Annotated in this window: 25 protein-coding genes and 1 pseudogene; 8 read left to right on the top strand and 18 right to left on the bottom strand. The window is 63.2% G+C overall.

What is annotated here, in order from left to right:
• The first annotated feature begins 100 nt into the window (after window positions 1-100).
• Window positions 101-571 (top strand): tRNA (uridine(34)/cytosine(34)/5-carboxymethylaminomethyluridine(34)-2'-O)-methyltransferase TrmL, encoded by a 471-nt coding sequence (gene trmL / locus WS89_RS28750; protein WP_059506573.1) that lies wholly within the window; start codon window positions 101-103, stop codon window positions 569-571.
• Window positions 572-581: 10 nt separating this feature from the next.
• On the opposite strand, the gene WS89_RS28745 is transcribed toward trmL, so the two are convergent.
• The 5 genes from WS89_RS28745 to WS89_RS28725 form a co-directional block, all read right to left on the bottom strand.
• The gene (locus WS89_RS28745; protein WP_059795486.1) at window positions 582-1,115 is read right to left on the bottom strand and encodes an O-acetyl-ADP-ribose deacetylase; all 534 of its coding nucleotides are present in this window, start codon (window positions 1,113-1,115) and stop codon (window positions 582-584) included.
• 91 nt (window positions 1,116-1,206) lie between these two features.
• Complete coding sequence (locus WS89_RS28740; protein WP_059795484.1) at window positions 1,207-2,205, bottom strand: NAD(P)H-dependent glycerol-3-phosphate dehydrogenase; 999 nt, start codon at window positions 2,203-2,205, stop codon at window positions 1,207-1,209.
• Between the two features lie 25 nt (window positions 2,206-2,230).
• A complete protein-coding gene (secB, locus tag WS89_RS28735; RefSeq protein ID WP_059506567.1) occupies window positions 2,231-2,725 on the bottom strand; it encodes a protein-export chaperone SecB in 495 nt (164 codons plus the stop codon).
• Between the two features lie 107 nt (window positions 2,726-2,832).
• Window positions 2,833-3,093, bottom strand: a complete 261-nt coding sequence (gene grxC / locus WS89_RS28730; RefSeq protein WP_006477722.1) for a glutaredoxin 3 — start codon at window positions 3,091-3,093, stop codon at window positions 2,833-2,835.
• Window positions 3,090-3,512, bottom strand: coding sequence for a rhodanese-like domain-containing protein (locus WS89_RS28725; protein ID WP_059506565.1), 423 nt, complete (start codon window positions 3,510-3,512; stop codon window positions 3,090-3,092). The genes grxC and WS89_RS28725 overlap by 4 nt, the downstream gene beginning before the upstream one ends.
• Window positions 3,513-3,647: 135 nt before the next feature.
• Between WS89_RS28725 and gpmA the strand changes: the two genes are divergently transcribed.
• From gpmA to WS89_RS28710, 3 genes are all read left to right on the top strand, one after another.
• Window positions 3,648-4,394 (top strand): 2,3-diphosphoglycerate-dependent phosphoglycerate mutase, encoded by a 747-nt coding sequence (gene gpmA, locus WS89_RS28720; RefSeq protein WP_059506563.1) that lies wholly within the window; start codon window positions 3,648-3,650, stop codon window positions 4,392-4,394.
• 224 nt (window positions 4,395-4,618) lie between these two features.
• Window positions 4,619-6,172, top strand: coding sequence for a S41 family peptidase (locus tag WS89_RS28715; protein WP_059506561.1), 1,554 nt, complete (start codon window positions 4,619-4,621; stop codon window positions 6,170-6,172).
• A 104-nt stretch (window positions 6,173-6,276) separates the two neighbouring features.
• Window positions 6,277-7,029: a HesA/MoeB/ThiF family protein gene (locus WS89_RS28710; RefSeq protein ID WP_059795482.1), complete on the top strand. Its 753-nt coding sequence runs from the start codon at window positions 6,277-6,279 to the stop codon at window positions 7,027-7,029.
• A 68-nt stretch (window positions 7,030-7,097) separates the two neighbouring features.
• Here WS89_RS28710 and ptsP read toward each other — a convergent pair whose 3' ends face one another.
• The 7 genes from ptsP to WS89_RS28675 form a co-directional block, all read right to left on the bottom strand.
• Entirely contained in the window at window positions 7,098-8,870 is a 1,773-nt protein-coding gene (gene ptsP / locus WS89_RS28705; RefSeq protein ID WP_059506695.1) for a phosphoenolpyruvate--protein phosphotransferase, read from the bottom strand.
• A 202-nt stretch (window positions 8,871-9,072) separates the two neighbouring features.
• Entirely contained in the window at window positions 9,073-9,342 is a 270-nt protein-coding gene (locus WS89_RS28700; RefSeq protein ID WP_059506557.1) for an HPr family phosphocarrier protein, read from the bottom strand.
• 73 nt (window positions 9,343-9,415) lie between these two features.
• Window positions 9,416-9,886 (bottom strand): PTS sugar transporter subunit IIA, encoded by a 471-nt coding sequence (locus tag WS89_RS28695; protein ID WP_034208464.1) that lies wholly within the window; start codon window positions 9,884-9,886, stop codon window positions 9,416-9,418.
• 231 nt (window positions 9,887-10,117) lie between these two features.
• Window positions 10,118-11,074: a glutathione synthase gene (gene gshB / locus WS89_RS28690; protein ID WP_059795481.1), complete on the bottom strand. Its 957-nt coding sequence runs from the start codon at window positions 11,072-11,074 to the stop codon at window positions 10,118-10,120.
• A gap of 27 nt (window positions 11,075-11,101) precedes the next feature.
• Complete coding sequence (gshA, locus tag WS89_RS28685; RefSeq protein WP_034208466.1) at window positions 11,102-12,391, bottom strand: glutamate--cysteine ligase; 1,290 nt, start codon at window positions 12,389-12,391, stop codon at window positions 11,102-11,104.
• Window positions 12,392-12,634: 243 nt separating this feature from the next.
• A complete protein-coding gene (locus WS89_RS28680) occupies window positions 12,635-14,152 on the bottom strand; it encodes an ammonium transporter (RefSeq protein ID WP_059795479.1) in 1,518 nt (505 codons plus the stop codon).
• A gap of 37 nt (window positions 14,153-14,189) precedes the next feature.
• Window positions 14,190-14,528: a P-II family nitrogen regulator gene (locus WS89_RS28675; RefSeq protein WP_006398175.1), complete on the bottom strand. Its 339-nt coding sequence runs from the start codon at window positions 14,526-14,528 to the stop codon at window positions 14,190-14,192.
• A gap of 355 nt (window positions 14,529-14,883) precedes the next feature.
• Here WS89_RS28675 and WS89_RS28670 point away from each other — a divergent pair, with 355 nt between their 5' ends.
• Window positions 14,884-15,135 (top strand): accessory factor UbiK family protein, encoded by a 252-nt coding sequence (locus WS89_RS28670; RefSeq protein WP_006489451.1) that lies wholly within the window; start codon window positions 14,884-14,886, stop codon window positions 15,133-15,135.
• A gap of 310 nt (window positions 15,136-15,445) precedes the next feature.
• Window positions 15,446-16,444, top strand: a pseudogene (locus WS89_RS28665) (YifB family Mg chelatase-like AAA ATPase); the annotation flags it as partial.
• A gap of 148 nt (window positions 16,445-16,592) precedes the next feature.
• Here the strand turns inward: WS89_RS28665 and WS89_RS33335 are convergent.
• Complete coding sequence (locus WS89_RS33335) at window positions 16,593-16,838, bottom strand: helix-turn-helix domain-containing protein (RefSeq protein WP_082742003.1); 246 nt, start codon at window positions 16,836-16,838, stop codon at window positions 16,593-16,595.
• Between the two features lie 125 nt (window positions 16,839-16,963).
• Between WS89_RS33335 and WS89_RS33330 the strand changes: the two genes are divergently transcribed.
• Window positions 16,964-17,431, top strand: coding sequence for a transposase (locus WS89_RS33330; RefSeq protein WP_082742002.1), 468 nt, complete (start codon window positions 16,964-16,966; stop codon window positions 17,429-17,431).
• Window positions 17,432-17,922: 491 nt separating this feature from the next.
• A protein-coding gene (locus WS89_RS28650) for an IS3-like element ISBcen22 family transposase (protein ID WP_155747331.1) occupies window positions 17,923-19,031 on the top strand; the annotation gives its coding sequence in 2 pieces (ribosomal slippage) (window positions 17,923-18,184 and window positions 18,184-19,031; 1,110 coding nt in all).
• A gap of 485 nt (window positions 19,032-19,516) precedes the next feature.
• Here WS89_RS28650 and WS89_RS28645 read toward each other — a convergent pair.
• The 5 genes from WS89_RS28645 to WS89_RS28625 all read right to left on the bottom strand — a co-directional run bounded on the left by WS89_RS28645 (window position 19,517) and on the right by WS89_RS28625 (window position 26,195).
• Window positions 19,517-20,935: a UvrD-helicase domain-containing protein gene (locus tag WS89_RS28645; protein WP_059795473.1), complete on the bottom strand. Its 1,419-nt coding sequence runs from the start codon at window positions 20,933-20,935 to the stop codon at window positions 19,517-19,519.
• Window positions 20,925-22,658, bottom strand: coding sequence for an ATP-dependent nuclease (locus WS89_RS28640; protein WP_059795539.1), 1,734 nt, complete (start codon window positions 22,656-22,658; stop codon window positions 20,925-20,927). The genes WS89_RS28645 and WS89_RS28640 overlap by 11 nt, the downstream gene beginning before the upstream one ends.
• A 130-nt stretch (window positions 22,659-22,788) precedes the next feature.
• Complete coding sequence (locus WS89_RS28635; RefSeq protein WP_059795471.1) at window positions 22,789-24,552, bottom strand: ATP-binding protein; 1,764 nt, start codon at window positions 24,550-24,552, stop codon at window positions 22,789-22,791.
• Window positions 24,553-25,032 carry a hypothetical protein gene (locus tag WS89_RS28630; RefSeq protein ID WP_257128257.1) on the bottom strand — a complete coding sequence of 160 codons (480 nt, stop codon included), beginning with the start codon at window positions 25,030-25,032 and terminating at the stop codon, window positions 24,553-24,555.
• Window positions 25,033-25,034: 2 nt separating this feature from the next.
• Window positions 25,035-26,195, bottom strand: coding sequence for a dsDNA nuclease domain-containing protein (locus WS89_RS28625; RefSeq protein ID WP_059795468.1), 1,161 nt, complete (start codon window positions 26,193-26,195; stop codon window positions 25,035-25,037).
• Window positions 26,196-26,203: the final 8 nt, after the last annotated feature.

Here is a 26,203-nt window from a genome sequence, read left to right as displayed (position 1 = left end):
TAGATAGAGAAGCCGGCCGCCCGCGTGCGGCCGTCACGAACCGGCCGGCCGGATGCACGCGCGCGCTGCGCCGCTCCGGCCGCCCCAGCCCAACCGAAACATGTTCAACGTCGTTCTCGTCGCCCCCGAAATTCCGCCGAACACCGGCAACGTGATCCGCCTGTGCGCGAACACCGGCGCGCGCCTGCACCTGATCGAGCCGCTCGGCTTTCCGCTCGACGACGCGCGGATGCGTCGCGCCGGCCTCGACTATCACGAATATGCACAGATGCGCGTGCACCGCGACTGGGACGCGTTCGTCGCCGCCGAAGCGCCGGAGCCTGCGCGGATGTTCGCGTTCACGACGCGCGGCTCGGGCCGCTTCCACGATCGTGCGTTCCTGCCCGGCGACTGGTTCGTGTTCGGCTCCGAAACGCGCGGCCTGCCCGCCGAGCTGCTCGAACGCTTTCCGAACGAACAGCGCGTGCGCCTGCCGATGCGGCCGGACAACCGCAGCCTGAACCTGTCGAACACGGTCGCGGTGGTCGTGTTCGAGGCGTGGCGTCAGGCCGGCTTCGAAGGCGGCGCATGACGCGCGACGTTCAGCGCGGCTCGATCCGCGCGAGCCGCGCGCGATACAGGTCGTAAATGTCGGACGAGAAGCACGCGAACACCACGCGTGCGAGAGTCGGCGCCTGCGGCAGCATTTCGATCACCGTGCCGACTGCGATGTCGACGGCCTGCTCGGCCGGATAGCGGTAAATCCCGCAACTGATCGCCGGAAACGCGATCGACGTCGCGGCAACCTCTTCGGCCAGCTCGATCGCGCGCCGGTAGCACGATGCAAGCAGCTCGGCCTCGCCGCGCGCGCCGCCATACCATACCGGGCCGACCGCATGGATCACGTAGCGCGCGGGCAACCCGTGGCCGCGCGTGAGCTTCGCGTCGCCGGTGTCGCAGCCGCCGAGCGTGCGGCACTCGGCGAGCAGGCCGGGGCCGGCCGCGCGGTGAATCGCGCCGTCGACGCCGCCCCCGCCGAGCAGCGAGCCGTTCGCGGCGTTGACGATCGCATCGACGTCGAGCGTCGTGATGTCGACGACCTGCGCATCGAGCGTGGTGGAATGGATTTGCAGCATGACGACCTCGCGGAACGCAGGAGACGCTTCAAGCGTAGTCCGCTTTGGCGCCGCGTGCCCGGCGCACCCGTACCGGGCGATCCCGCCGGGCCTACTCCGCGCGCGCGTCGCGGCGCAGCAGACCGCTGACCGCGTCGCGCGGTGCGATGCCGTCGAACAGCACACCGCACACCGCTTCCGTGATCGGCATTTCGATCGACTGCGCGCGCGCGAGCGCCAGCACGGCCTGTGCGCAGCGCACGCCTTCGGCCACGTGGCCGAGCGCGCCGAGGATGTCGTTCAGCGTGCGGCCGGCCGCCAGTTGCAGGCCGACCGTGCGGTTGCGCGACAGGTCGCCCGTCGCGGTGAGGATCAGGTCGCCGAGGCCCGTGAGGCCCGTGAAGGTTTCCGCGCGGCCGCCGAGCGCCACGCCGAGCCGCGACATTTCGGCGAGGCCACGCGTGATCAGCGCGGCGCGCGCGTTCAGCCCGAGACCGAGCCCGTCGGAAATGCCGGTCGCGATCGCCAGCACGTTCTTCACTGCGCCGCCGACCTCGACACCGACCACGTCGTCGCCCGTATAGATCCGCATCGCGCCGTGATGGAACGCGGCGAGCGTGCGCTCGCGGCATTCGACCGACGTGCTCGCCACCGTCAACGCGACGGGCAGCGACTGTCCGACCTCGCGCGCGAAGCTCGGCCCCGACAGCACGCCGTTGCTCCGCTGTTCGGGCAGCTCGGCCGCGATCACCCGATGCGGCAGCAGATGCGTGTCGGCCTCGAAGCCCTTGCAGACCCAGACGATGTGCGCGGGCACGCAGCCTGCGTCGCGCATCGCGCGACACAGCGTGCGCAGCCCGGCCACCGGCGCGGCGATCACGCACAGCGCGTCGTCCGCGGCGCCATGCGCGAGCGCGGCGCCGAGATCGGCGTCGTAGCGCAGCGCGTCAGGCAGCGCGATGCCGTCCAGATAGCGGGAATTTTCGTGCCGGGCCTGCAGCCCGGCGATGAGCGCGGCGTCGCGCGCCCACAAAAGCGTATCGTGCCGCGCGGCCAGATGGCCCGCGAGCGCGGTGCCCCAGGCACCGGCGCCGAGAACGGCTACTTTCATACCCAGCACCGGTCCGAACGAAACGTCAGTTCAGCGTCGTGCCATTCGGCGCGCCGTTCGGCGCACCTGCTGCGCCGCCGGCCTGCTGCTGAAGCTGCGCGAGACGCTGCTCGTACAGCGCCTGGAAGTTGATTTCCGCCAGGTGGATCGGCGGGAAGCCGGCACGCGTGATCGCGTCGGCAATGTTCGAGCGCAGGTACGGGAACAGGATCGTCGGGCACGCGATGCCGACGAGCGGGTCGAGCTGTTCGTCCGGAATGTTGCGAATGTCGAAAATGCCGGCCTGCTTCGCTTCGATCAGGAACGCGACCTTGTCCTTCACCTTCGCGGTGACGGTACCCGACACGACGACTTCGAAGACGCTTTCCGCGAGGCGGTCGGCCTTGACGTCGACTTCGACTTCAACCGACGGCATGTCCTGCTCGAGGAAGATCGCCGGCGAATTCGGCTGCTCGAGCGACATATCCTTCAGGTAGACGCGCTGGATGTTGAAGAACGGTTGGTTTTCGACGTCGGACATGGTGTTTCCCTAAAAGTGGTGACGGGGCGGCCCGGCTGTGCGCCGGCCGCCACGGATGAATCCTGCGCGCCCAAGCCGCGGCGCGGCCGGCGGCCATTCTGCCCTAATCAGGCCGCTTGCAGAAGCGGCACGAGGCCGCCTTCGCGGTCGAGCTTCGACAGATCGTCGTAGCCGCCGACGTGCGTGTCGCCGATATAGATCTGCGGCACCGTGCGGCGCCCCGTGCGCGTCATCATTTCCTCGCGGCGGGCCGGATCGCGGTCGATCAGCACCTTTTCGATCTGCTCGACACCGCGCAGCTTCAGCAGGCGCTCGGCCTGCATGCAATACGGACACACCTGCGTGCTGTACATCAAAACCTTGTTCACTTCGCCACTCCTTGTTTGACGACCGGCATCCCGGCCTGCTGCCAGGCGGCCACGCCGCCTTCGAGCACGTGCACCTCGGCATAACCCGCCGCCTCGACCTCGCGCGCCGCCTTCTGCGACTGCTGGCCGTTCTGGCAGACGAGCAGCACCGGGGTGCTCTTGTTCTTCGCGACCTGCGCAATTTTCGCGCCGATCTCGCCCGCCGCGACCTGACGCGCCGACGGCAGGTGGCCGGCGGCGAAATCGGACGCGGCGCGCAGGTCGATCACGACCGCGTTGCGACGGTTGATAAGCTGCGTCGCCTCCGCGGCGGACAGGCCGCCGCGACCGCGGCGCAGGGCGGGCCATGCGAGCAGGCCACCGGAAACCACCAGGATCGCGATCAGGGCCAGGTTGGTGTAATTGGTAAAGAACGTCACGGAATTCCGCCGAAAGAAGAGAAATCGGATGAGGACAATCCCGCCATTATAAAATAACCGCCTTGCGCGATGGCGGGCCCGGTCCGGGCGCCGCGCGACGCGCCCCGCTTCCCTTCACTACCGACCGCAAGATCCATGTACAAACTCGTTCTCATCCGCCACGGCGAATCGACGTGGAACAAGGAAAACCGCTTCACCGGCTGGGTCGACGTCGACCTGACCGAACAGGGTCGCAACGAGGCCTACCAGGCCGGCGAATTGCTCAAGGAGGCCGGCTACACGTTCGACATCGCGTATACGTCGGTGCTCAAGCGCGCGATCCGCACGCTGTGGCACGTGCAGGACAAGATGGATCTGATGTATCTGCCGGTCGTCCACTCGTGGCGCCTGAACGAGCGCCACTACGGCGCGCTGTCGGGCCTGAACAAGGCGGAAACGGCCGCGAAGTTCGGCGACGAGCAGGTGCTCGTGTGGCGCCGCAGCTACGACACGCCGCCGCCCGCGCTCGAGCCGACCGACGAGCGCGCGCCGTTCGACGATCCGCGCTATGCGAAGGTGCCGCGCGAGCAATTGCCGCTCACCGAGTGCCTGAAGGACACGGTCGCGCGCGTGCTGCCGCTGTGGAACGAATCGATCGCGCCGGCGGTGCGCGCCGGCAAGCAGGTGCTGATCGCCGCGCACGGCAATTCGCTGCGCGCGCTGATCAAGTATCTCGACGGCATCTCGGACAGCGACATCGTCGGCCTGAACATCCCGAACGGCGTGCCGCTCGTCTACGAACTCGACGAGAACCTGAAGCCGATCACGCACTATTACCTCGGCGACCAGGAAGCGATCGCGCAGGCGCAGGCCGCCGTCGCGAAGCAGGGCAAGGCGGGCTGACGCCCGGCCTCGAACCCCGGGCCGCACGCCGCGCGAACCTTCGCGGCCCTGCCGCGGTCGAATCCGCTTTCGAACCCCGCAGCGCGCCCGGCGGTGCCTCGCCGGGCCCTCTGCGGCCTTTTCGACGCTTTTCGCGCCGTTCCACTGAGTTATCGGACGAACAGTTATACTTGTCCGCTACATCCCCGCTACCGCCACGCGCTTCCCGACCGCACCAGATCTCTATGCGAATGAATTTGAAGAACATCGGCCTGATTGCCGCGGGCCTCGCCACGGGCGTGTTCGCCACGCTGCAGGTTTCCGCATCGGCCGAGCAGACCGCCACGGCGCCGCTTCCCCTCGACCAGCTCCGCCTGTTCGCGGAAGTATTCGGGCAGATCAAGCGCGAGTACGTCGAACCGGTCGACGACAAGAAGCTGCTGACGGCCGCGATCAAGGGCATGGTGTCGAGCCTCGATCCGCACTCGTCGTTCCTCGACAAGACCGACTATGACGAGCTCCAGGAGCAGACGAAGGGCCGCTTCGCCGGCCTCGGCATCGAAATCTCGCAGGAAGACGGCCTCGTCAAGGTGATCTCGCCGATCGAGGATACCCCCGCGTTCCGCGCCGGCATCCGTCCGGGCGACCTGATCACGCGCATCAACGACAAGCCGGTGCGCGGCATGACGCTCGACAAGGCCGTGAAGCAGATGCGCGGCGAGCCGGGTACCAAGGTCACGCTGACGATCTTCCGCAAGAGCGACGACCGCACGTTCCCGGTCACGGTCACGCGCGCGATCATCAAGGTCCAGAGCGTGAAGATGAAGATGCTCGATCCGGGCTACGCGTATGTCCGCATCACGAGCTTCCAGGAGCGCACGACGCCGGATCTCGCGCAGAAGCTGCAGGACATCGCGCGCCAGCAACCGAATCTGAAGGGCCTCATCCTCGACCTGCGCAACAACGGCGGCGGCCTGCTGCAGAGCGCGGTCGGCGTGGCCGGCGCGTTCCTGCCGCCCGACTCGGTCGTCGTGTCGACCAACGGCCAGATCCCCGATTCGAAGCAGGTCTACCGCGATACGTACGACAACTATCGCCTGCCGTCCTTCGACGGCGATCCGCTGAAGAACCTGCCGCCGATCTTCAAGACCGTGCCGATGATCGTGCTGACGAACGCGTATTCGGCGTCCGCGTCGGAAATCGTCGCCGGTGCGCTGCAGGATTCGAAGCGCGCGCAGATCATGGGCAAGACGACGTTCGGCAAGGGCTCGGTGCAGACGGTCCGCCCGATGACGGCCGACACCGCGCTGCGCCTGACCACCGCGTACTACTACACGCCGAGCGGCCGTTCGATCCAGAACAAGGGCATCACGCCGGACGTGCCGGTCGATCAGTACGCGGACGGCGATCCGGACGACGTGCTCGTCACGCGCGAGGTCGACTATTCGAACCACCTCGCGAACACGCAGGACCCGAACGAGAAGAAGGAGCAGGAAGAGCGCGATCAGCGCCGGATGGATCAGCTGCGCGTCCTCGAAGAGCAGAACGACAAGAAGACGCCGGAGCAGCGCCAGAAGGATCGCGATCGCAAGCCGATCGAGTTCGGCAGCGCCGACGACTTCATGATGCAGCAGGCGCTCAACAAGCTCGAAGGCAAGCCGGTCCAGGAATCGAAATCGCTGCTCGCCGAGAGCGTGACGAAGAGCCCGGCCGGCAAGGCCGCCGCGGCCGCGAAGGCATCGGGCGCGAGCGCCGCGAAGCCGGCCTCCGCACCGAAGCCGGCATCCGCGCCGAAGTAAGCGCCGGCCGGCATCCAACGGGCCATCGCGGGAAGACCGCGATGGCCCGTTTTTCATGCGCGCCTAAAATAACGAACGTCCGCCCGCCTCGCTCACGAGCCCCCATGAACGACGATCAACTCCTTCGCTACTCCCGCCACATCCTCGTCGACGAAATCGGCATCGACGCGCAACAGCGCTTTCTCGACGCGCATGCGATCGTCGTCGGCGCGGGCGGCCTCGGCTCGCCGGCCGCGATGTATCTCGCGGCATCGGGGGTCGGCACACTCACGCTCGTCGACGCCGATACGGTCGATCTCACGAACCTGCAGCGGCAGATCCTGCACGTGACGGCATCGGTCGGTCGCAGCAAGGTCGAATCGGGGCGCGACGCGCTCGTGCAACTGAACCCCGAGGTGACGGTGAACGCGGTCGCGGCGCGCGTCGACGATGCGTGGCTCGATGCCCACGTGCCGCATGCGAGCGTCGTGCTCGACTGCACCGACAATTTCGCGACGCGGCACGCGATCAATCGCGCGTGCGTCGCGCACGGCGTACCGCTCGTGTCGGGCGCCGCGCTGCGCTTCGACGGCCAGATCAGCACGTTCGACTTCCGCGACGCGGCCGCGCCCTGCTATGCGTGCGTGTTCCCGGAAGACCAGCCGTTCGAGGAAGTCGCGTGCGCGACGATGGGCGTGTTCGCGCCGACCGTCGGGATCATCGGCGCGATGCAGGCGGCCGAGGCGCTGCGCGTGATCGGCGGCATCGGCAAGACGCTGAACGGGCGGTTGATGATGCTCGATTCGCTGCGGATGGAATGGACGACGATGAAAATCGCGCGCCAGGCCGATTGCCCGGTATGCAGGGGCCGGCACTGACGCGCGACGGGCATGCGCCAGGCCGCGCATGCGTGACGTTTCGCCATGGTTAGCGGCGGCGAGAACGCCTAGGCAGCCGCATCCGCCCGCGGCTCGGCGACCGACAGCCGCTGCAGCGCCGCCTGCACTTCTTCCGGCTCGAACGCGGCCAGCACGTCGGCCGTCGGCTTCTCGAGCGCCTTCAGGTGTGCGCGCAGGATCTCCTGCTTCACGACGAGCAACTGGCTCGGGTGCATCGAGAACTCGGTGAGCCCCATCCCGAGCAACAGGCGCGTGAGCGCCGGGTCGCCCGCCATCTCCCCGCACACCGACACCGACACGCCCGCGCGCTTCGCTTCGCGCAACGTGTACGCGATCAGGTGCAGCACGGCCGGATGCAGCGGGTCGTACAGGTGCGCGACCGCGTTGTCGGCGCGATCGATCGCGAGCGTGTACTGGATCAGGTCGTTCGTGCCGATCGACAGGAAATCGAAGCGCTTCAGGAACAGCGGCAGCGCGATCGCCGCGGCCGGGATCTCGATCATCGCGCCGAGGCGCACGTTCGGATCGTACGCGAGCCCCGCGTCGTCGAGCTGGCGCTTCGCCTCGCGGATCAGGTCGAGCGTCTGGTCGATCTCCTGCGCGTGCGCGAGCATCGGGATCAGGATCTTCACCTGGCCGAACGCGGACGCGCGCAGGATCGCGCGCAACTGCGTGAGGAACATCTGCGGCTCGGACAGGCTCCAGCGGATCGCGCGCAGGCCGAGCGCCGGGTTCGGCGCCGTTTCGTAGCCTTCGTCGAGCGCCTCGAGCGGCTTGTCCGCGCCGACGTCGATCGTGCGGATCGTCACCGGCATGCCCTTCATCCACTCGACGGCGCGCTTGTACGCGGCGAACTGCTCTTCCTCTTCCGGCATCTCCTTCTGATGCATGAACAGGAACTCGGAGCGGAACAGGCCAACGCCGACCGCGCCGGCCTCGACGGCCGCCTTCGCGTCGTCGGGCAGCTCGATGTTCGCGTACAGGTCGATCTTCGTGCCGCACAGCGTTTGCGTCGGCGAGAACTTCAGGCGCTGCAGCTTGCGTTGCTCCAGCACCTTCTCGGACTGGCGGTACGAATATTCCTCGAGGACGATCGGCGCGGGATCGACGATCACGATGCCCTGGTCGCCGTCGACGATGATCAGGTCGTCCTGGCGGATCAGCGAACTCGCATGCTGCACGCCGACCGCGGCCGGAATGCCGAGGCTGCGCGCAACGATCGCCGTGTGCGACGTGCGGCCGCCGAGATCGGTGACGAACGCCTGGAACGACTGCGTCTTGAACTGCATCATGTCGGCCGGCGCGATGTCGTGCGCGACGACGATCATCTCGTTCGTGCCGTTCCTGGCCGCGCCGTCGAGCGCCTGCGACGCGGACGGCGCACCGGCGAGCGCCTTCAGCACGCGCTCGACCACCTGCTCGATGTCGGCCTTGCGCTCGCGCAGGTATTCGTCCTCGATGTCGTCGAAATGGCGCGTCAGCAGTTCGAGTTGCTCGGTCAGCGCCCATTCGACGTTGTAGCGGCGCGTGCGGATCAGGTCGATGGTTTCCTGCACGAGCATCTCGTCGCTCAGGATCATCGTGTGGACGTCGATGAATGCGCCGACTTCGCTCGGCGTGTCGTCGGTCAGGTCGGCGCGCAGCGCTTCGAGCTCGCGACGCACGACGTCGCGCGCCGTGCGGAATCGCTCCACTTCGGCGTCGGTCTGGTTGGCCTCGATCAGGTAATGGGCGACGTCGAGCGCCGCCGGCGCGATCAGATAGGCTCGCCCGATCGCGATACCTCGTGAGACGGGAATGCCATGCAGCGTGAAGGACACGCGCACCTCCTCTGTACAAGTAAAGCCGCGGCACACTGCTGCGATGCGCTTATGACCCCGGTTAGCGATTATAAATTCCGCGACTCCCCGCTGACTGCATGCAGCGCAGCATTGCGCATTCCGCATCAATGCTTCCGACGAAAAAAAATGCCGCGGTATCCGCGGCATTCTGACTGGAAACGGCAATGATTCCGCGTCGCGCTCACTGGCCTTCGCCGAACTTGTCGGCGATCAGCTTCAGCAGCGCGTCCATCGCTTCCCGCTCGTCGGGCCCGTCGGTCTCGATCGTCACGGTGCTGCCGATGCCGGCCGCCAACATCATCACGCCCATGATGCTCTTCGCGTTGATCTTGCGCCCGTTGCGTGTCATCCAGACTTCCGACTGGAAGTTGCCGGCCAGTTGCGTAAGCTTGGCCGATGCGCGCGCATGGAGCCCCAATTTATTGACGATGGTGGTTTCTTGTTGAAGCATGATTCTCGGTCGGGTCGGTCGGGACCGCCGGCGGCGCACGCCGGCGGGTCGGTCTAAAACGGAAAACGGAGGCTCAGTGCGATTCGGTGCGCGGCTGCGGTTCGGGCGGAATCGGCGCGCACTGGCCGCAACCGGTTTCCGACGGCGGCGGCGGCGTGCCGGCCGACACCTCGTGGACGCCCTTCGCGCCGCCGGACAGCGCCTTGTCGACCAGCTTGTCGAGCGGCACGGTGCGGTAGCAGACGGCCCGCACGAGCATCGGCAGGTTCACGCCCGCGAGCACGCGCACGTTGTCGAGCTTCGCGAGCTGGCCCGCGATGTTCGCGGGCGTCGCGCCGTACATGTCGGTCAGCACGACCACGCCGTTGTCTTCCCGGAGCCGCGCGAGTTCCGCGTGCGCGAACGCCATCACCTGGGCCGGATCGCTGTCCGCCATCACGTCGATGCAGCCGATGCGGGCGGGCACGCCGCCGTAGATGTGCGCGATGCAGTCCCGCAGCGCGGTGGCGAGCGGCGCGTGCGCGATGATCAGAATCCCGGCCATGTCAGATCGCTCCCGGCCGCCCCTGGCGGGCCGATACCCCGCGGCGGGGCAATGAGCGTAGCGAGTGTGGGGAACGTTTCATGTTCAGCCTTGCAACAGTGTCGGCCCGACCGCCGGGCCTTCGGTGCGCCGATCGCGGCACCGGGCAAGCGGGCATTGTAGCAGGCCGGTCAAGCGGCTCCGGCGACGGGGGGCCTGCGCGGCCGCCGCCGGGGTTGCGCGGAAGGCGGCCTACGCGGCCGCACGCTCCAGCGCGTCGATGAACATCGCGGCGACGTCGAAGCCCGTCTGCTCCATGATCTCGCGGAAGCACGTCGGGCTCGTGACGTTCACCTCGGTCAGCCAGTCGCCGATCGCGTCGAGGCCAACCAGCAGCAGCCCGCGCGACGCAAGCACGGGCCCGAGCGTTGCGGCGATCTCGCGGTCGCGGGCCGTCAACGGCTGCGCGACGCCGAGCCCGCCCGCGGCGAGATTGCCGCGCACCTCGCTGCCCTGCGGAATCCGCGCGAGCGAATACGGCACCGGCTCGCCGCCGATCAGCAGGATGCGCTTGTCGCCGGCCTTGATCTCGGGGATGAACTTCTGCGCCATCACCGAGCGCGTGCCGTCGTGGCTCAGCATCTCGACGATCGAGCCGAGATTCATGCCGTCGGGCTTCACGCGGAACACGCCCATCCCGCCCATTCCGTCGAGCGGCTTCAGGATCACGTCGCCGTGCTCGGCGTGGAACGCGCGCAGCCGCTTCGCGTCGCGCGTGACGAGCGTCGGCGCGACGAACTGCGGAAATTCGCCGATCGCGAGCTTCTCCGAATGATCGCGGATCGACTGCGCCCGGTTGAACACGCGCGCGCCGGCGCGCTCGGCCAGCTCGAGCAGCCACGTCGACGTCACGTACTCCATGTCGAACGGCGGATCCTTGCGCATCAGCACCGCGCCGAACGATTCGAGACGGCGCGCATCGACCGGACCCGCGTCGAACCACGTGTCGCGATGCAGGTCGTCCAGTTCGCCGACGAACGTGATGCGCCGCACGTCGGCCTCGACGGCCGAGCCCGTCCACGCGAGGTGGCGCGGTTCGCACGCGTACACCGCATGCCCGCGCCGAGCGGCCTCCGCCATCATCGCGTAGGTCGAATCCTTGTAGATCTTGAAATGCTCGAGCGGGTCGGCGATAAAAAGAATGTCCATGCGGGTCCTGTACGTAGCGAAGGTCCGTTACACCTGGATGGCTTCGGGGTCGGTCTTTTCCAGTTCGATCGACGACGCGATCAGCGACAGCCGCGCGACGACGCCGTACATGTAGAAACGGTTCGGCGGCGCGGCGCCCGGCTTCGCGCCGGCATCCGGCAGCGCGGTGTGCTCGAAGCCGAGCGGCACGTAGTGCATGCCGGGCGCGTTCAGGTTCTGGTCGCGCTCGCGGCCGCCGTGCGTGCGGTAGAAGCCGCCGACCACGTAGCGGTCGATCATGTACACGACCGGCTCGGCCACCTCGTCGCCGACGCGCTCGAACGTGTAGACGCCTTCCTGCACGATCACGTCGCGCACCGCGAGGCCGGCCTTCGATTCGGCCATCTGCGCGCGCTCGGCCTTCGTCATGCGGCCGATCTCGGCCGCGTCGTGCACGGTCATCACGCCGCGGCCCGCGGTGCCCGCGTCGGCCTTCACGACGACGTACGGTTTCTCGCTGATCCCGTATTCGCGATACTTGCGCGCGATTTTCTTCAGCACGCCGTCGATCGCGTCGGCGAGCGCCTGCTCGCCTTCATGCGCCTGCCAGTCGACGCCTTCCACGTGCGCGAAATACGGATTCACCATCCACGGATCGACGCCGACCATCTTCGCGAACTTCTTCGCGACGTCGTCGTAGCACGCGAAGTGCGTCGACTTGCGGCGCACGGCCCAGCCCGCGTGCAGCGGCGGCAGCAGGTACTGTTCGTGCAGGTTTTCCAGCACGGCCGGGATGCCGGCCGACAGGTCGTTGTTCAGCAGGATCGAGCACGGATCGAAATTCTTCAGGCCGAGGCGGCGCTGCGAACGCTCGAGCGGCTCGAGCACGATCTTCTGGCCGTCGGCCAGCGTGATCGGCGTCATGTCGGTGATGCTGGGGTCGAGCGAGCCGAAACGCACGTTCAGGCCGGCCTGGCGCATGATCGTCGCGAGGCGCGCGACGTTTTCCAGGTAGAACGCGTTGCGGGTCGGCAGCTCGGGAATCACGAGCAGATTCTTCGCGTCCGGGCAGATCTTCTCGATCGCGGCCATCGCGGCCTGCACGGCGAGCGGCAGCACTTCGGACGGCAGATTGTTGAAAGCGCCGGGAAACAGGTTCGCGTCGACGGGCGCCAGCTTGAAGCCGGCATTGCGCAGGTCCACCGAACAATAGAACGGCGGGGTGTGTTCCTGCCATTCGAGCCTGAACCAGCGTTCGATCGCAGGCGTCGCGTCGAGGATCTTCTGCTCGAGTTCGAGCAGCGGACCGTTCAACGCGGTAACGAGGTGGGGAACCATGAATCACTCGCGAGCGGGAGAATGAAGATTGTAGAACAATTGCCTTGCCCATTTGGGGATTGTTCCCGGCTTCACAAGGATATGGAGGAAGTTTTCGGCTATTGACCCGATAGAGTGAAGGGTTATCCGCTACGGCAGCACGCGTCAGGAGAAAAAAAGCCCGCCGGGTAGGCGGGCCGAAGTCGCTGCGCTCATTCGGGGCGGGCGCCGTCGTCGCGGCGGCCCGCCGTCGTTCCGTGTGACTTATTCCACGTGCTCGCCGTGCAGCACCACGTCGAGGCCTTCGCGCTCTTCCTCTTCGGACACGCGCAAGCCGATCGTCAGATCGATCAGCTTCAGCAGCACGAAGCTCAGCACGCCGCTGTACACGAGCGTGATCAGCACGCCCTTCGCCTGCAGCAGCAGGCTGCCGTCCATGCCGCCGATGTCCTTGACCGCGAATACGCCGGTCAGCAGTGCGCCGAGAATCCCGCCCACGCCGTGCACGCCGAACGCGTCGAGCGAATCGTCGTAGCCGAGCTTCGACTTGAGCCACGTCGCCGACCAGAAGCACACGACGCCCGCCGCGATACCGATCACGAGCGCGCCCGCCACGCCGACGAAGCCGGCCGCCGGCGTGATCGCCACCAGACCCGCGACCGCGCCCGACACGATGCCGAGCACCGACGGCTTGCCCTTCGCGATCCATTCGGCAAACATCCAGCCGAGCGCCGCGCAGGCCGTCGCGACCTGCGTCGTCAGCATCGCGAAGCCGGCACGGCCGTCGGCCGCGACCGCGGAACCCGCGTTGAAGCCGAACCAGCCGACCCACAGCATCGACGCGCCGATCATCGTCAGCACGAGGTTGTGCGGCGCCATCGATTCACGGCCGTAGCCGACGCGCTTGCCGAGCACCAGGCACGACATCAGGCCCGCGATACCGGCGTTGATGTGCACCACGGTGCCGCCCGCGAAGTCGAGCACGCCGTCCGCCGACAGCCAGCCGGTCGGCTCCCACACCATGTGCGCGATCGGCACGTAGACGATCAGCGACCAGAGCGTCATGAACACGAGCATCGCCGAGAACTTCATGCGATCGGCGAATGCACCGCAGATCAGCGCCGGCGTGATGATCGCGAACGTCATCTGGTAGACGAAGTACACCGATTCCGGAATCGTCGACGCGAGATGGCTGACCGTCAGCGTCGTCGCCTTGTCGCCCTTGATGTAGCTCATGCCGTGCAGGAACACGCGCGACAGGCCGCCGATGAAGCCGTTGCCCGGCGTGAACGCGAGGCTGTAGCCGACCACCGTCCACAGCACCGTGATCAGCGCGGTGATCGCGAAGCTTTGCATCACGGTCGCGAGCACGTTCTTCTTGCGGACCATACCCGCGTAGAACAGCGCGAGGCCGGGGATCGTCATGAACAGCACGAGCGCGGTGGACGTGAGCATCCACGCGGTGTCGCCCGCGCTGATCTTCGACGAATCGACCGAGAACGGCGCGGTGGGCGCCGCCGGTGCGGCGGCGGCAGAAGCCGCGGCCGATGCGTCGGCCGCGCCCGAAGCGGGTGCGGCAGCGGCGGCGGCGGATGCGTCGGCGGCCGGCGCCGAAGCGGCCGGTGCGGCAGCAGCCGATGCGTCGGAAGCGGCGGCAGCGGGCGCGGAAGCAGCCGCGGTGGAACCAGCCGCGGCGGACGCCGCGTCGTCGGCGAGCGCGGAGCCGACGCCAGCCGCGATCAGCGAGCCGGCCATCAGCAGGGACATCAGAAGTTTGCGCATCTTGGGTTTCCTCTTGTCGCTTGTCTTGTCTGTTCTGTTACAGCGCGTCCGCGCCTGTCTCCCCGGTGCGAATCCGGATCACTTGTTCGATCGGCGTGACGAAGATCTTGCCGTCGCCGATCTTGCCCGTGCGCGCGGCCCGCTCGATCGCTTCCACCGCCTGGTCGACGAGATCGTCGGACACGGCCGCCTCGATCTTCATCTTCGGCAGGAAATCGACCACGTACTCGGCGCCGCGGTACAGCTCGGTGTGCCCCTTCTGGCGCCCGAACCCTTTGACCTCCGTCACCGTGATGCCCGAGACGCCGAGCGCCGACAGCGCTTCGCGCGTCTCATCGAGCTTGAACGGCTTGATGATTGCGGTAATGAGTTTCATGAAGTCCTCTCGCTGGGTTGTCCCGTCGGATGAGTTGGAATGTTGTGACGGACTCTTCTCAGCAACTCGCATGCCATGTTGGTCCGAGCACCGTCTCGAAGGGCTCCGGAACGGGGTCGCATCCCGCAACGTAAGGCGCGAAAGCCCGGCCGAATGGCCAACATGGCCCGGTTTGCTGGCGCGGCGAAAGGATCGTTGCTAGAGTGCACGCACGTCCCGGATCGCCGGGCCATTCACCCATGCGGGCGCCATGCCCGGAATTCGCGCCCCGCGCGCACCATTTCCGGTCATGCGTGCATCATGGGCACGTATGCAACTGAAGATGCACATTTTTTGTGCAAGGAAGGGGAATCACATGAAGCAACCCAGCGACGTTTTCAACGATCTGCAGTCGCGCGTCAGCGATTTGCTGAAAAACTCGCCGGCCAAGGACGTCGAGCGCAACGTGAAGGCCATGCTGTCGCAAGGCTTCTCGAAGCTCGATCTCGTCACGCGCGAGGAATTCGATACGCAGGCACAGGTGCTCGCCCGCACCCGCGTGCGCCTCGAGGAGCTCGAAAAGCGCGTCGCGGAACTCGAGCAGAAGCTCGCCGCCCCGCAGGCCTGACGCCCCACCCGGCCGCAAGGTCCGGGCGCGGGCCGCCTCGTGCAGCTCGCGCCCGCCACCCCGAAGCCGCTCCGCCGCACTTCATCGTCGGTCGTTCTTCGCAGCCCCTCTTCGTCGTCCATCGCTCTTCGTAGTCCATCGCTCTTCGTAGTTCGTCGCTCTTCGCAGTCCGTCGCTCTTCGCAGTTAGTCGTTCCGCAGCACCTCGTTCTTTCTCCGCGCCACGCCGGCAAGCGCGCATCCGATTCCTCCGCGTCCCGCGGCATGCGGCCCCGAACGGCCGTCGTCCGCCTGTTTACAGGAGCCTCGCCATGTCGCTCGCCGTGGTGCGCAGTCGCGCGCCCGCCTCCGGCCGCGCGCCGGACGTCACCGTCGAAGTCCATCTCGCCAACGGGTTGCCGTCGTTCTCGATCGTCGGGCTGCCCGATCTCGAAGTCCGCGAAAGCCGCGAGCGCGTGCGCGCCGCGCTGCAGAACTGCGGGTTCGAATTCCCGGTGCGCCGCATCACCGTCAATCTCGCACCGGCCGACCTTCCGAAGGAATCGGGCCGCTTCGATCTGCCGATCGCGCTCGGCATTCTCGCCGCGAACGGCCAGATCCCGGCCGACGCGCTGGCCGGCCGCGAATTCGCGGGCGAGCTGTCGCTGACGGGCGCGCTGCGGCCGATGCGCGGCGCGTTCGCGATGGCGTGCGGCGCCGCGCGGGACCGGCGTGCGGAGGAATCCGGCGCGGGCCTGGCCGGCGGCCCAGGCGTGGATCCCGGCGCCCCGCGCGATTCGAGCGCGACATCGCGCCCGCCCGAGCTGTACCTGCCGCTCGACAGCGCCGCCGAGGCCGCGCTCGTACCGGGCGTGACCGTATTCGGTGCGCGCGACCTGCCGGCGCTGTGCGCGCACCTCGCCGATGCGCCGGACGGGCGGCTCGCGCCGGTCGCCGCGCCCTGTCTCGACGGCCTGCCGGCACCCGCCGCGCCCGATCTCGCGGACGTCATCGGCCAGCGCGGCGCGCGACGCGCGCTGGAAGTCGCCGCCGCGGGCGGCCATCACATGCTGATGGTCGGCCCGCCGGGGGCCGGCAAGTCGATGCTGGCGGCACGGCTGGCCGGCCTGCTGCCGCCGCTGACCGACGACGAGGCGCTGACCTCGGCCGCGCTGCTGTCCGCGAGCCGGCTCGGCTTCTCGCCCGCGCAGTGGCGCCGCCGGCCGTTCCGCGCGCCGCATCACTCGTCGAGCGCCGCCGCGCTGGTCGGCGGCCGCAATCCGCCGCAGCCGGGGGAAATCACGCTCGCGCACCTCGGCGTGCTGTTTCTCGTTATAGCCGCGACCGACTCAATTAGATTGAAGGGCCAAGTCTTGGCACTTTCAAAGCCATCGGCCGAAGGAGGTCACGCAGGGAAGTGCCAATATGGCACTCGAACAATTGGCACTAGGACAACGCAAAGAAGTTGGCACTTTCACACTACAAACCCGCTTCACTTAATAACTCGGAAGGCTTGCAGTCCAAGGCTCCAGCGATTTTGACAAGATTGAGAAGAGTCACATTGCGCTCACCGCGCTCAATCTTCCCCATGTGACTTCGGTCGATATGCGCAAAATGTGCCAATGTCTCTTGGGAGATAGCAAGGAATTCCCGGCGCGCACGAATTGAGCGGCCCAACGCCTTGAGCCGCTCTTCCGTATCGTTTCGTCCGGATACCCTTTCCATCCGGGTATCGTCCGGTTATCATCTCATGTTGGCCACGGCATTTACGACCCATCCGAGGATGTTGTGCCTCAATCTAGCTCCAAGGTCTGTTGTCTTCGGGAGCTACCTCATTCTTGTTTGGCTTTATGAAAGACATCGCACATCTGGTGAGCGGTAGCGCAACATCCCCAACCCAACGCACTCGTGCTTCGGGGTCGTCAAAAGTGTGGATTGCAATCGAACGCGTCCTCACTTCTCCCCAAGGAGATCGTGATCTCAACTCACGTGATCCAACTATTGCGCATCGATCTCGTGATGATGCCAAGGGCAAGGTATTGAATGGCAAGCGCTACACCGAAGAATTCAAAGCAACCGCTGTGAGGCAGGTAATCGAACTCGGAGGTACCGTGAAGAGCGTCGCAGCCGAACTTGGAATTTCTCAGTGGACCTTGCATCGCTGGCTCCGAATGCAGTCCCAGCCCCCAGCCAATCCACTCGATAACCCCAAGCAGTCGGCCGAAATTCACCGTCTGAGGGAGGAACTACGCCGAGTCACCGAAGAGCGCGATATGCTGAAAAAGGCAGCTGCGTACTTCGCCAAACAGGCGATGTAATCGGTGATTCGCCGTAGTACTGACATCGTGACATGAGGTCGCCAGCCAAGCGATTGATGTGCAGACAGCAACGACTGGCAGCGATCCGCTCGATCTACTTATCATGTGCCGCCTACCGATCTCATGCGGGCGGTCCGTAGAAGAGGCGCCACAAGAGTTCTTCGACGCGACGCGCACCCAACTCCCCCAAACCGACTTCCAGCGGCGCGCCCATTAAGCAGCATGTGAGGCGTGGCAAGAAACCGGCGTGTGTCCGGCACATTTCCCCATGTGTGACATGCAGTAGCAAGAACGCGCGCGAGGCGTTCGCCTTCTCTACTCGTCACGGTCAGTCGCCTTATGCGCCGTCTGCCGATCCTCTGCGAAGCAAGGTGCGCAAACAACGCACATCGCTTTTCGGCATTGCCAGTTGATCTGCTCTAGAAATCCTGGACACAAATGAGTGTTAGTGTTTCGGAGGCAATTTTCCCAATAGGAACGGGAGGTTGGCGATGAAGCGCAAGCAATACTCGGTGGAGCAGATCGTGGCCGCGCTCAAACAAGCTGAGCTGGGCATGCCGGTGGCGGATCTGGTTCGGCAGCTCGGGATATCGGAGCAGACGTATTACCGATGGAAGAAGCAGTACGCGGGCCTGGAGTCGAACCAGGTCCGCGAACTGAAACAACTCCAGGACGAGAACGAGCGGCTCAAGAAGCTGGTTGCGGAACTGAGTCTGGACAAGGCCATCCTGCAGGATATCGCCACAAAAAAGTGGCCGCGCCCGCGCTGAAGAGACAGGCAGTGAGCTACATCGTGGATCACTACGGTCTTCCGACGCAGCGGGCGTGCCGGCTAGTCAAGCAAGCTCGCAGCACCCACTACTATCGCAGCGTCAAGGACCCGCAGACGGCACTGCGTCAACGCATGCGCGAGATCGCACAGACGCGCGTTCGATATGGCTACCGGCGCGTGCACGTGCTACTCAAGCGTGAAGGTTGGCGTGTGAGCCGGAATCGGGTCTATCGGCTCTACGCCGAAGAGCAGCTTCAACTGCGTTCGAAGCTGCCCAAACGCCGCAAGATGGTGGTGTCGCGCCGCGAGCGCTGCGTGCCGGTTCGCCCCAATGAAGTCTGGAGCCTGGACTTTGTCGCGGACCAATTGGCCGACGGTACCCGCCTGCGAGCCCTGACGGTCGTGGACATCTTTAGTCGTGAAGCACTGGCCATTGAAGTGGGCAAGCGCCTGCGTGCCGAGGACGTCGTGTCGGTGCTGAATCGTTTGGTGGCTCAACGTCACGCACCACGGTTCCTGTTTGCCGATAACGGCAGCGAATTCTCGGGTCGCCTGCTGGACATGTGGGCCTACCACTACAAGGTGCAGATCGACTTCAGCCGGCCAGGCAGGCCCACCGACAACAGCTTCATCGAGACATTCAACGGCTCGTTCAGGGACGAATGCCTGAACCTGCATTGGTTCGAATCGTTGGCGGAAGCCAAACGTGAGATCGAGGCTTGGCGCCGCGACTACAATGAGACTCGACCTCACATGGCGCTCAAGGAGCTAACGCCGGGCGAATTCGCCCGGCAATACAGCCTTCGGCCTACGGCCGAAGGCTCATGAAAGACCGAACACTAACGCTCGGCACTGTCCAAGAAATCCAAGCGGTTCATGAAAGACCGAACACTAACGCTCGGCACTGTCCAAGAAATCCAAGCGGTTCAGAAAGACCGAACACTAACGCTCGGCACTGTCCAAGAAATCCAAGCGGTTCATGCCTCCGAAACACTAACACTCATTTGTGTCCAGGATTTCTAGAGCAGATCAGCGCTGCTTATACGAACGTCTCGCGCAAGCTCACCGGGATACGGAACTCGCGCTTCAGCAGCGTGAAGCTGAGCTCGTCGATGCAAAAGCAGAAATCACCAACCTTACACGAGCACTCGCCAGCCTAAAGCGAACCCAGAACGAGTCAACCACGTCGATCTCGCTCACATACGGACCGCGTACCCCATCATCAACTTGAACCACGCAACTCGAGCGAAGAATACATCACGGAGATATTCGACTTCGCCAGCTGACTTCCAGTGAAATGAGCAGTCGAAAATCTATCGAGGAACTAGTTCCGGGGCCTCGGAGCAGATGACCAGCCGCGTCGATCCACGCGTCATCGCCACGTACAAGTGTCGGGAGTCCATGGTCTCTGGATTAGGAATAATAGCCACCTCTGCTTCCAGCCCCTTCAGCAACAAAGTACTCCCGATCGCGCGCCGGGTAAGAGGCCGGCTCTCGTGCCGATTCCGCTCGCGCTCGCGCACCGTGGCCTCTGCAAAAGTGCAGCGGCCGGCCGCCGCCGTGTGCATGGCACGCAAGCAGCCGTACAGAACATCAGGCCGATACACGCGGGCGTTTTCCCGATGGGACAGTGCGCGCAGCGCCTCCGCTGCCAGCAAATAGTTCGGCGTCGCCGCGAAGGCGATCAATGCCGCTTCGGAGGCTGTTGCTGGTGTACGTGCCCTACCATGGCGAAGGCTTTCTAGCCGCGGCAACAAGGCAGCAGTGCCGACCTGCGTCATCGTGTCAGCGGCGAATTGGACCAATCGGGTCAACGCATCCGCCGCTTGCAAGTTGAACGACTGCCCAAAGCTAGTAAGGTCAGCCAAATCCACTGGCTCTACAGCCGTCGCTCCAGGTGTTTGACTCGCCATCTGCCTGCGTCCTCGGGGATTACGGCTGTCACCAATCACTAGGACCTGCCCCTCTGGTGTCGCGGCCGCCGTTAACGCTGCGGCCAAACGCTGCCGCTCAGCTGTTTCCGGTCGCAGCTGAATCCAGACGACCTCGGCGGACGCTTGTCGCAAATCGATATTGCCACCCCCATGCAACACTCTACGGCAATCAAGAAGCCACTGGCCCAATCTTGGCGTACCAGCATTGATCCAACGCCAGGGTTGGACGAGTTCACCGATCAGAGGAAACTGCGCCAGCACATGAGCATCCCAGTCGACCAATTGATTCCCTCGAAACCCAAAGATAGCCTGCATCGGATCACCTAGCACACAAGTAGGCAGCGACGCGGCAAGCGCCGTCACTAAGGCGTGTTGAACCAGATTGCAGTCCTGGTATTCGTCGACGATGAGATGGGCGTAGCTTGCGGCAAGGATGTCGTCCAGATGACCGTCTTGCACAAGTCTGCAGGTAGACTGACGGATGGCCGGATAATCGACATTGGGGTTTCGCAATTCAAGAACCGTAGCCGGGATACCGCTACGCTCCGGAAAGGTACCGACCAATCGCATGGCAAAGCCATCAATGGTGGCCACGCGATATGCCGAAGGTGGCACATTGCCTCGTTGCATGCGGAGCCGCAAGGTGGCCACACCGGCGTTTGTGTGCGTAAGAATGAGGATGGGCTTGGGTCCGGCATGCTGCTTTAGAGTATCGGCAATGATCTGCGTCTTGCCACAGCCGGCCGGCGCGGTCACCGTGCCAAGTCGAAACGTTAGAAGATCGTACTCAGGCGGCATGGGACCAACGAAACACGTTCTTGATCCGTTCAACGAATCCAGCCTCAGAGTGCTCGAGATTGGGGCCGACGATCTCGCGCGCCAGGCGTTCGAACTTGGTGATCGACTTGTACCAACTGTTCTTTTTGTTTCTTGACGCCAAGGCCAGCGACAAACGAACATCTGGTGGGTATGGATGCTGCTGCTGCCGATGCTGCCGAATGGCAGCTAGCGTTATCCTTCCTTGTGACTGCGTGGCGATATGCGCTGCCACAAGTTCCTCATCCAGAAATTCGATTGCGTATTCGAGCAAGGTATCTACCGCCGCATCCGGCAGGCTAAGAAAGAGTTCATCCTCCGAGGCGCGCGCCGGCCTCCACGTGGTCAACGCCCCGCCTGCCGCGAGGTAGGCGTCGGCAAGCTCCTGGGGCAGCGGCTTATCAGCGTCGATCAGCACCATGACGCGATAGCCCAATCTCAACATGGCCAAGCCGCGAACGAAACATCGGTCCGGCTCTCCTCCACCTACATTCACGTAGGCCGCACCTGCCGCCAAAAGTGAACGGAAGCCCGCGTCCGTCCAGTATTGATCCAGGCCACGAATAAGGCCAACCTCACTTGCCCCTTCGCAGACGATCACGCTACGCGCGAGGAACGCCTCCGGATCCAGTCGAATCGTACTCTGCACATCGTCGGCAATACCCACAACGCGTACTTGATGAACACCATCAGGGCCTTTTCGCATCACGAAGATCTGATTGCCGTCGATCTCTCGAACAGCCACGGGCGAATGAGTGGTCAGGAAAACCTGCAGTGGCGGAGGATCCTCCTTAGCCCCTAAGGAATCAAGCAATCGCACAACCCGGTGAGGTTCTAAACCGTACTCCACCTCGTCCACCAGTACGATGGATGCGCGCGGAGCCGCCGCGCGCTGCAAACCCGCAACAAGCAACCGGGAGGACCCCGTACCCAACGACCGCAAGGGAACCCCGTGCTCGTCATGCAAGGCAATAGCACCATCGCCAATGGAGACGGAGTGTGCATCTAGTAGCGCTTGGACCTGCGCACCTACAGGAACCCCTAATTGGCCAGCGGTTCTAGCGACAATTTGTAACGTTTCCGCCAGCTGGCCTCCCGCCTGGCCTCCGAATCTAGCCCGAGCCTCTCGAGCCGCATCGGCTAGTTCAGCCCCCAGGTTGGGACGCTCGTCGGACACGCGATTCAGTACGGATCCGCGGGTCCACGAAAGGTTGGAGTTCGCATAAGCGCCGAGGCGAGCGGGTGCAAGCATGAGCCGGTCTTTCCAGGCGATACTGCGCTCCTGTCCCAGCGCTTGCGCGCGTTGAGACACCAGCGACCATACCGGTTCCAGCTCGCTGTCCACGGTTAGGCGCAGTACGAGGACGGTCTCCAACCCCTGTCGGGGCTCTTCCTCAATCAGCCCGGTGACGACATTGAAGGCCTGTAGATAGTGACCATAGGTATCCAGGTCTTTAAGCGAATCAGGTAATGCGCCCAGCGTCAGGGTGATCTGGATGGGTTGTCTGACATCTAGGCCAAAAAAATCCGTATCACCAAACGAAACATTTCGACGCGCACCTAGGCAGAGGTCGATGGCATCAAGGACGGTGGTTTTGCCGCTATCGCCCGCGCCAATCAGGCAGTTCAACCCAGGAGCGGGAAGCCAACTCATGGATTGAATGGATCTGAAGTGCTGGATCTCGATCTTGAATATTCGCACCACGCTTCTCACCCGTGTGTTGGTATCGACTCCGTCGCTCGCTGCAACTATTCGCCGTTCTTACTTTGATACTCCATCATAGATACGCAGATAGGGGCGCGTGTCACACATACCAAATGTACGTATCCAAGCTTCAATTACGACCAAGCGAACCCAGATACATCTTCTGAACCTCACCTACAAATTCCGGAAGCCATTCACGATCGCCATCGCGAAGCGAATGCCGATACTCCGACGCCGAAATCAAAACTTGACCACGATGCTCACGACAGACCACATCCAGCTCGTCCAAGTACCGCTTTAGGTCTTCGCTATCCAATTCTTGTTGCTTAGGTGTATCAAGAATTAGAAAGCGAAACGGGCGTGTGGTGTCCGCAAGATAGTGCTCGAAGATCGCTGCATGAATGGCCAAAATCAGCCGACTCTTCGTACTTCCCCCAATGATGTCCACCGGTTCGCCGCCAAACCGGAAGCGAAAATCCAAATCGATGTCTACGTCACGTGAGGCGTTTGGAGTGTGTAGGATGTCCATCCACTTCACGGTTAGCTCCCTTATCCGCAGACGCAATCGATTGAAGCCGAGATCGGACTGTCCGCTCCCACTCAACGTGTCAATGCGGTCCAGCAACCGCGAACGCTCCTCATCCAGCCTCACTTGCTTCCAGCGCTCATCTTTTATTTGATCAAGCGTAGCTCGCTGTTGCTCGGCGTCAAGTAACTGACGAGTCAGCGCCTGAGCCGCAAGGACAATCTGACTCGTCGGCGTTCTTTGCTCTGGCTCCTTGAGCTTCGAAAGAATCGCTTTCCGCTCCGAATCTTGATCTGCAATGCGCGCCTCTAGCACCGCAATCTGGGTCTCCGCTCGATTCGTATTTGCTTCGATATCCTTGATCTGATCTTTGAGATATAGAAGGTTTTTTCCATAAGACTCTTTGCTTGTCGAAAACAAGCCACATTCTGAGTTCCCACAGATGTCAAAAAACGTCTCAAACGCTCGCTTAGACTCCTCATTGAGCGATAGCGTCCTGATTTCACCCTCAATCTCTGCACGAATTGATTCGATCCCCGCAAGCCTCGCACGAAGCTCACCATGTTCACGACGCAACTTTCTGAGCTGCTCCTCCTTTACCTGAAGAAGTTCCGTCAGAGCCTCTGCGGCTGCACCTTGAGCATCGACTGATTCGCGAAGATGGTCAATCTGCTCCGTGAGTGTCGCGGCTCTAGCCACTAGAGCCTCGTACGCTTCCGTTGAGTCATCCCGGTCCGCACTTAGATTAGCGACCAACTTCTGTTGATGGACAATTCGCCTCTGAACGGCCTCGAGCTGCTCCCTAGCTTCCAGCAGATCTCGCTTCGCGTCATACGAGTGACGCTGATTCAATCCGAAGGCAAAACGAACCATCTCTACAAACTGATTCTGAATAAAACTATCAGGAGCCCGATATGGCTCGTTGTAGCCACCGTCCTGTCGAACATAGAACACCGGCAGCAGTGTCGATACGTACGGCTGCGTTCTTTGCTTGTTTGTACCAACGAGATCGGGAATTGGCATTCCCAGCGTGCTAAACAGCTGCCGCGAAAACCCGCCTTCGTCAAAAAACTCAAAGGCCTGCCCACCTGTCTCTAGAATCGCGTGAAACTCCGATTGAATATCGCGCCGGACAGTGACCTCGATATCGTCGTGCCGGAAAGTTAATACTGCCGCCTCGCAGTGCTCACAGATGTCATCTCTGAATTTCGTTTTGAACCCAAGGCAAAACGCAATCGCCTGCACGATCGGTGTCTTACCGCTGCCGTTGGGGGCAAACAACGACGTCAGGGGATTGCCGAATTTCAGCGTTGCACTTTCCCACCCGTTTGCACCGCGCGGCAGAATCTTGATCGTGGTTAACTGCATTTACACTTCAGCGCCGATGCGCCGCTCCGCTCGAATGTTGTCGTAACTTCTCTCAATGATCAGCATGGCCTCGGCCAACATCGAGCTTTCCCCCTTGAATACATGCTGGATCACATCGCGTCCTCGCGGTGTCGCATTGACGACCGAAGCACGTGGATCAACCTCAACGAGACCGGCTCTCTCGAGGAACGTAAGCGCTTTAACCGTTCGGATCCTCAGGTTTGCAGACCACCCTATGTCTTGTGTCGACCCTTTAAAACCCGCGACTGTCCTCTCGAGGCACTCGCCAACCAGTTGCCCGAGCTGTGCCGCCGCCGGCTTGCTACGCCCTTTCGAAAGAACCAGGATCACCATTGCAAGCAACGGGAGCTGAAATAGTGCTTCGTTACTCAGGGACGGATGGTATGTTGTCGTCCGCCGCTCTACCGATAAGCGGACGCCATGCCGTGAGGCCTCACGGAAGAAGTTATCGTAGTCCATGGTCATCGCTGCTTCACCCCGACGGAACACACTGCCCCCAACAACAGCTCCCGATCCATCGCTTCAAACTTCTCGCAGATAGGGTCGGCTATAAGATCATTTAGGAGCGTGTACAGCGTAGAAAAATCGCCAGAACCTTTCATCCATTGAGCGTACAGCGCATTGATCTTGTCCATCAAGAAAGTTAGATCAAACGGCGTATAGATGTGTCGAGCTCGCCGATGCCAGAGATCCCAATTCACCTTGCATCGCGAAGCAAACTCGATCATGTCGTCCGTTGCTCCTGACGTCTTCAACCAGCGCTGAAGAATGGAGGCGGTCTTCAAGGCCTTTTTGTCCTCGCCGGCACGCAGCGCGTCATAGACCGCCCGTGAGATACTAAGTACCTCAAGAAGGTCATCCAGTGCGACACCGACCTGATCGGCAAGATCGTGCGGCCTTACGCCTTCAAGCGAAGCTTTCGATTTTTTGAAAACCAAATCCAGCAGGCTGTTCGCTATTTCGTTGGTTTCCTGATAGGTCAGATCGACTTCACTATAATTGTAGATTGCCGTTCGAGCGGCGGATGCGAACACGTCTCTGTCATGGTCGATATACGCGACAGCTGGCCGGAGCGAGAGTTTGCTTAACACCTCATCTGCCTTCGCGGCATCATCGCCCGCATCAATTGCGAAGATGGCATCAAAGTGCTTCGAGAGGAAGGTTGCACACTTTGATTTCGGCAACTTCCCGCGACATTCGTCGACGACGGTTATCACGTCGTCTGTAAAATGAACGTTTGAAAGCAGGGTCACCTCGGCACATGCATCGTCAAACACGATCCCGTGCGTTAGTAATTTCCCTGCGAAGCTATCTTTGATCTTCCTCAAGCTTTCAGCATCGACCCCCTGCTTAATCTTCTTGAACGCGAAGATTTCAAGAAGACTCCATTGGTGGTTCGCCTTCTTCTTTGTCTTTACCTGAAAGAAATGGAAGGTCGTACGTCCACCGACAACCCGACGAACTACAAAATCGTCATGGTAGTCACAATAGACGCACTCAACACCATTGCCCTCAAGGATCTCAAGTGCCGCAAAGGCGGCCGCTTGAAATTGCATGTCGAAACGCGACAGCGTTTCACGTCCGACGTCTTCCCCAGGGGCGACGACTTCTATCGTTTTCATAGATCGCC

Origin of the sequence: Burkholderia sp. MSMB1072 (genome assembly GCF_001524725.1) — a bacterium.
GTDB lineage: Bacteria > Pseudomonadota > Gammaproteobacteria > Burkholderiales > Burkholderiaceae > Burkholderia.
The sequence above is the reverse complement of the archived record's forward strand: the minus strand, read 5'-3'. Positions and strand labels throughout refer to the sequence as shown.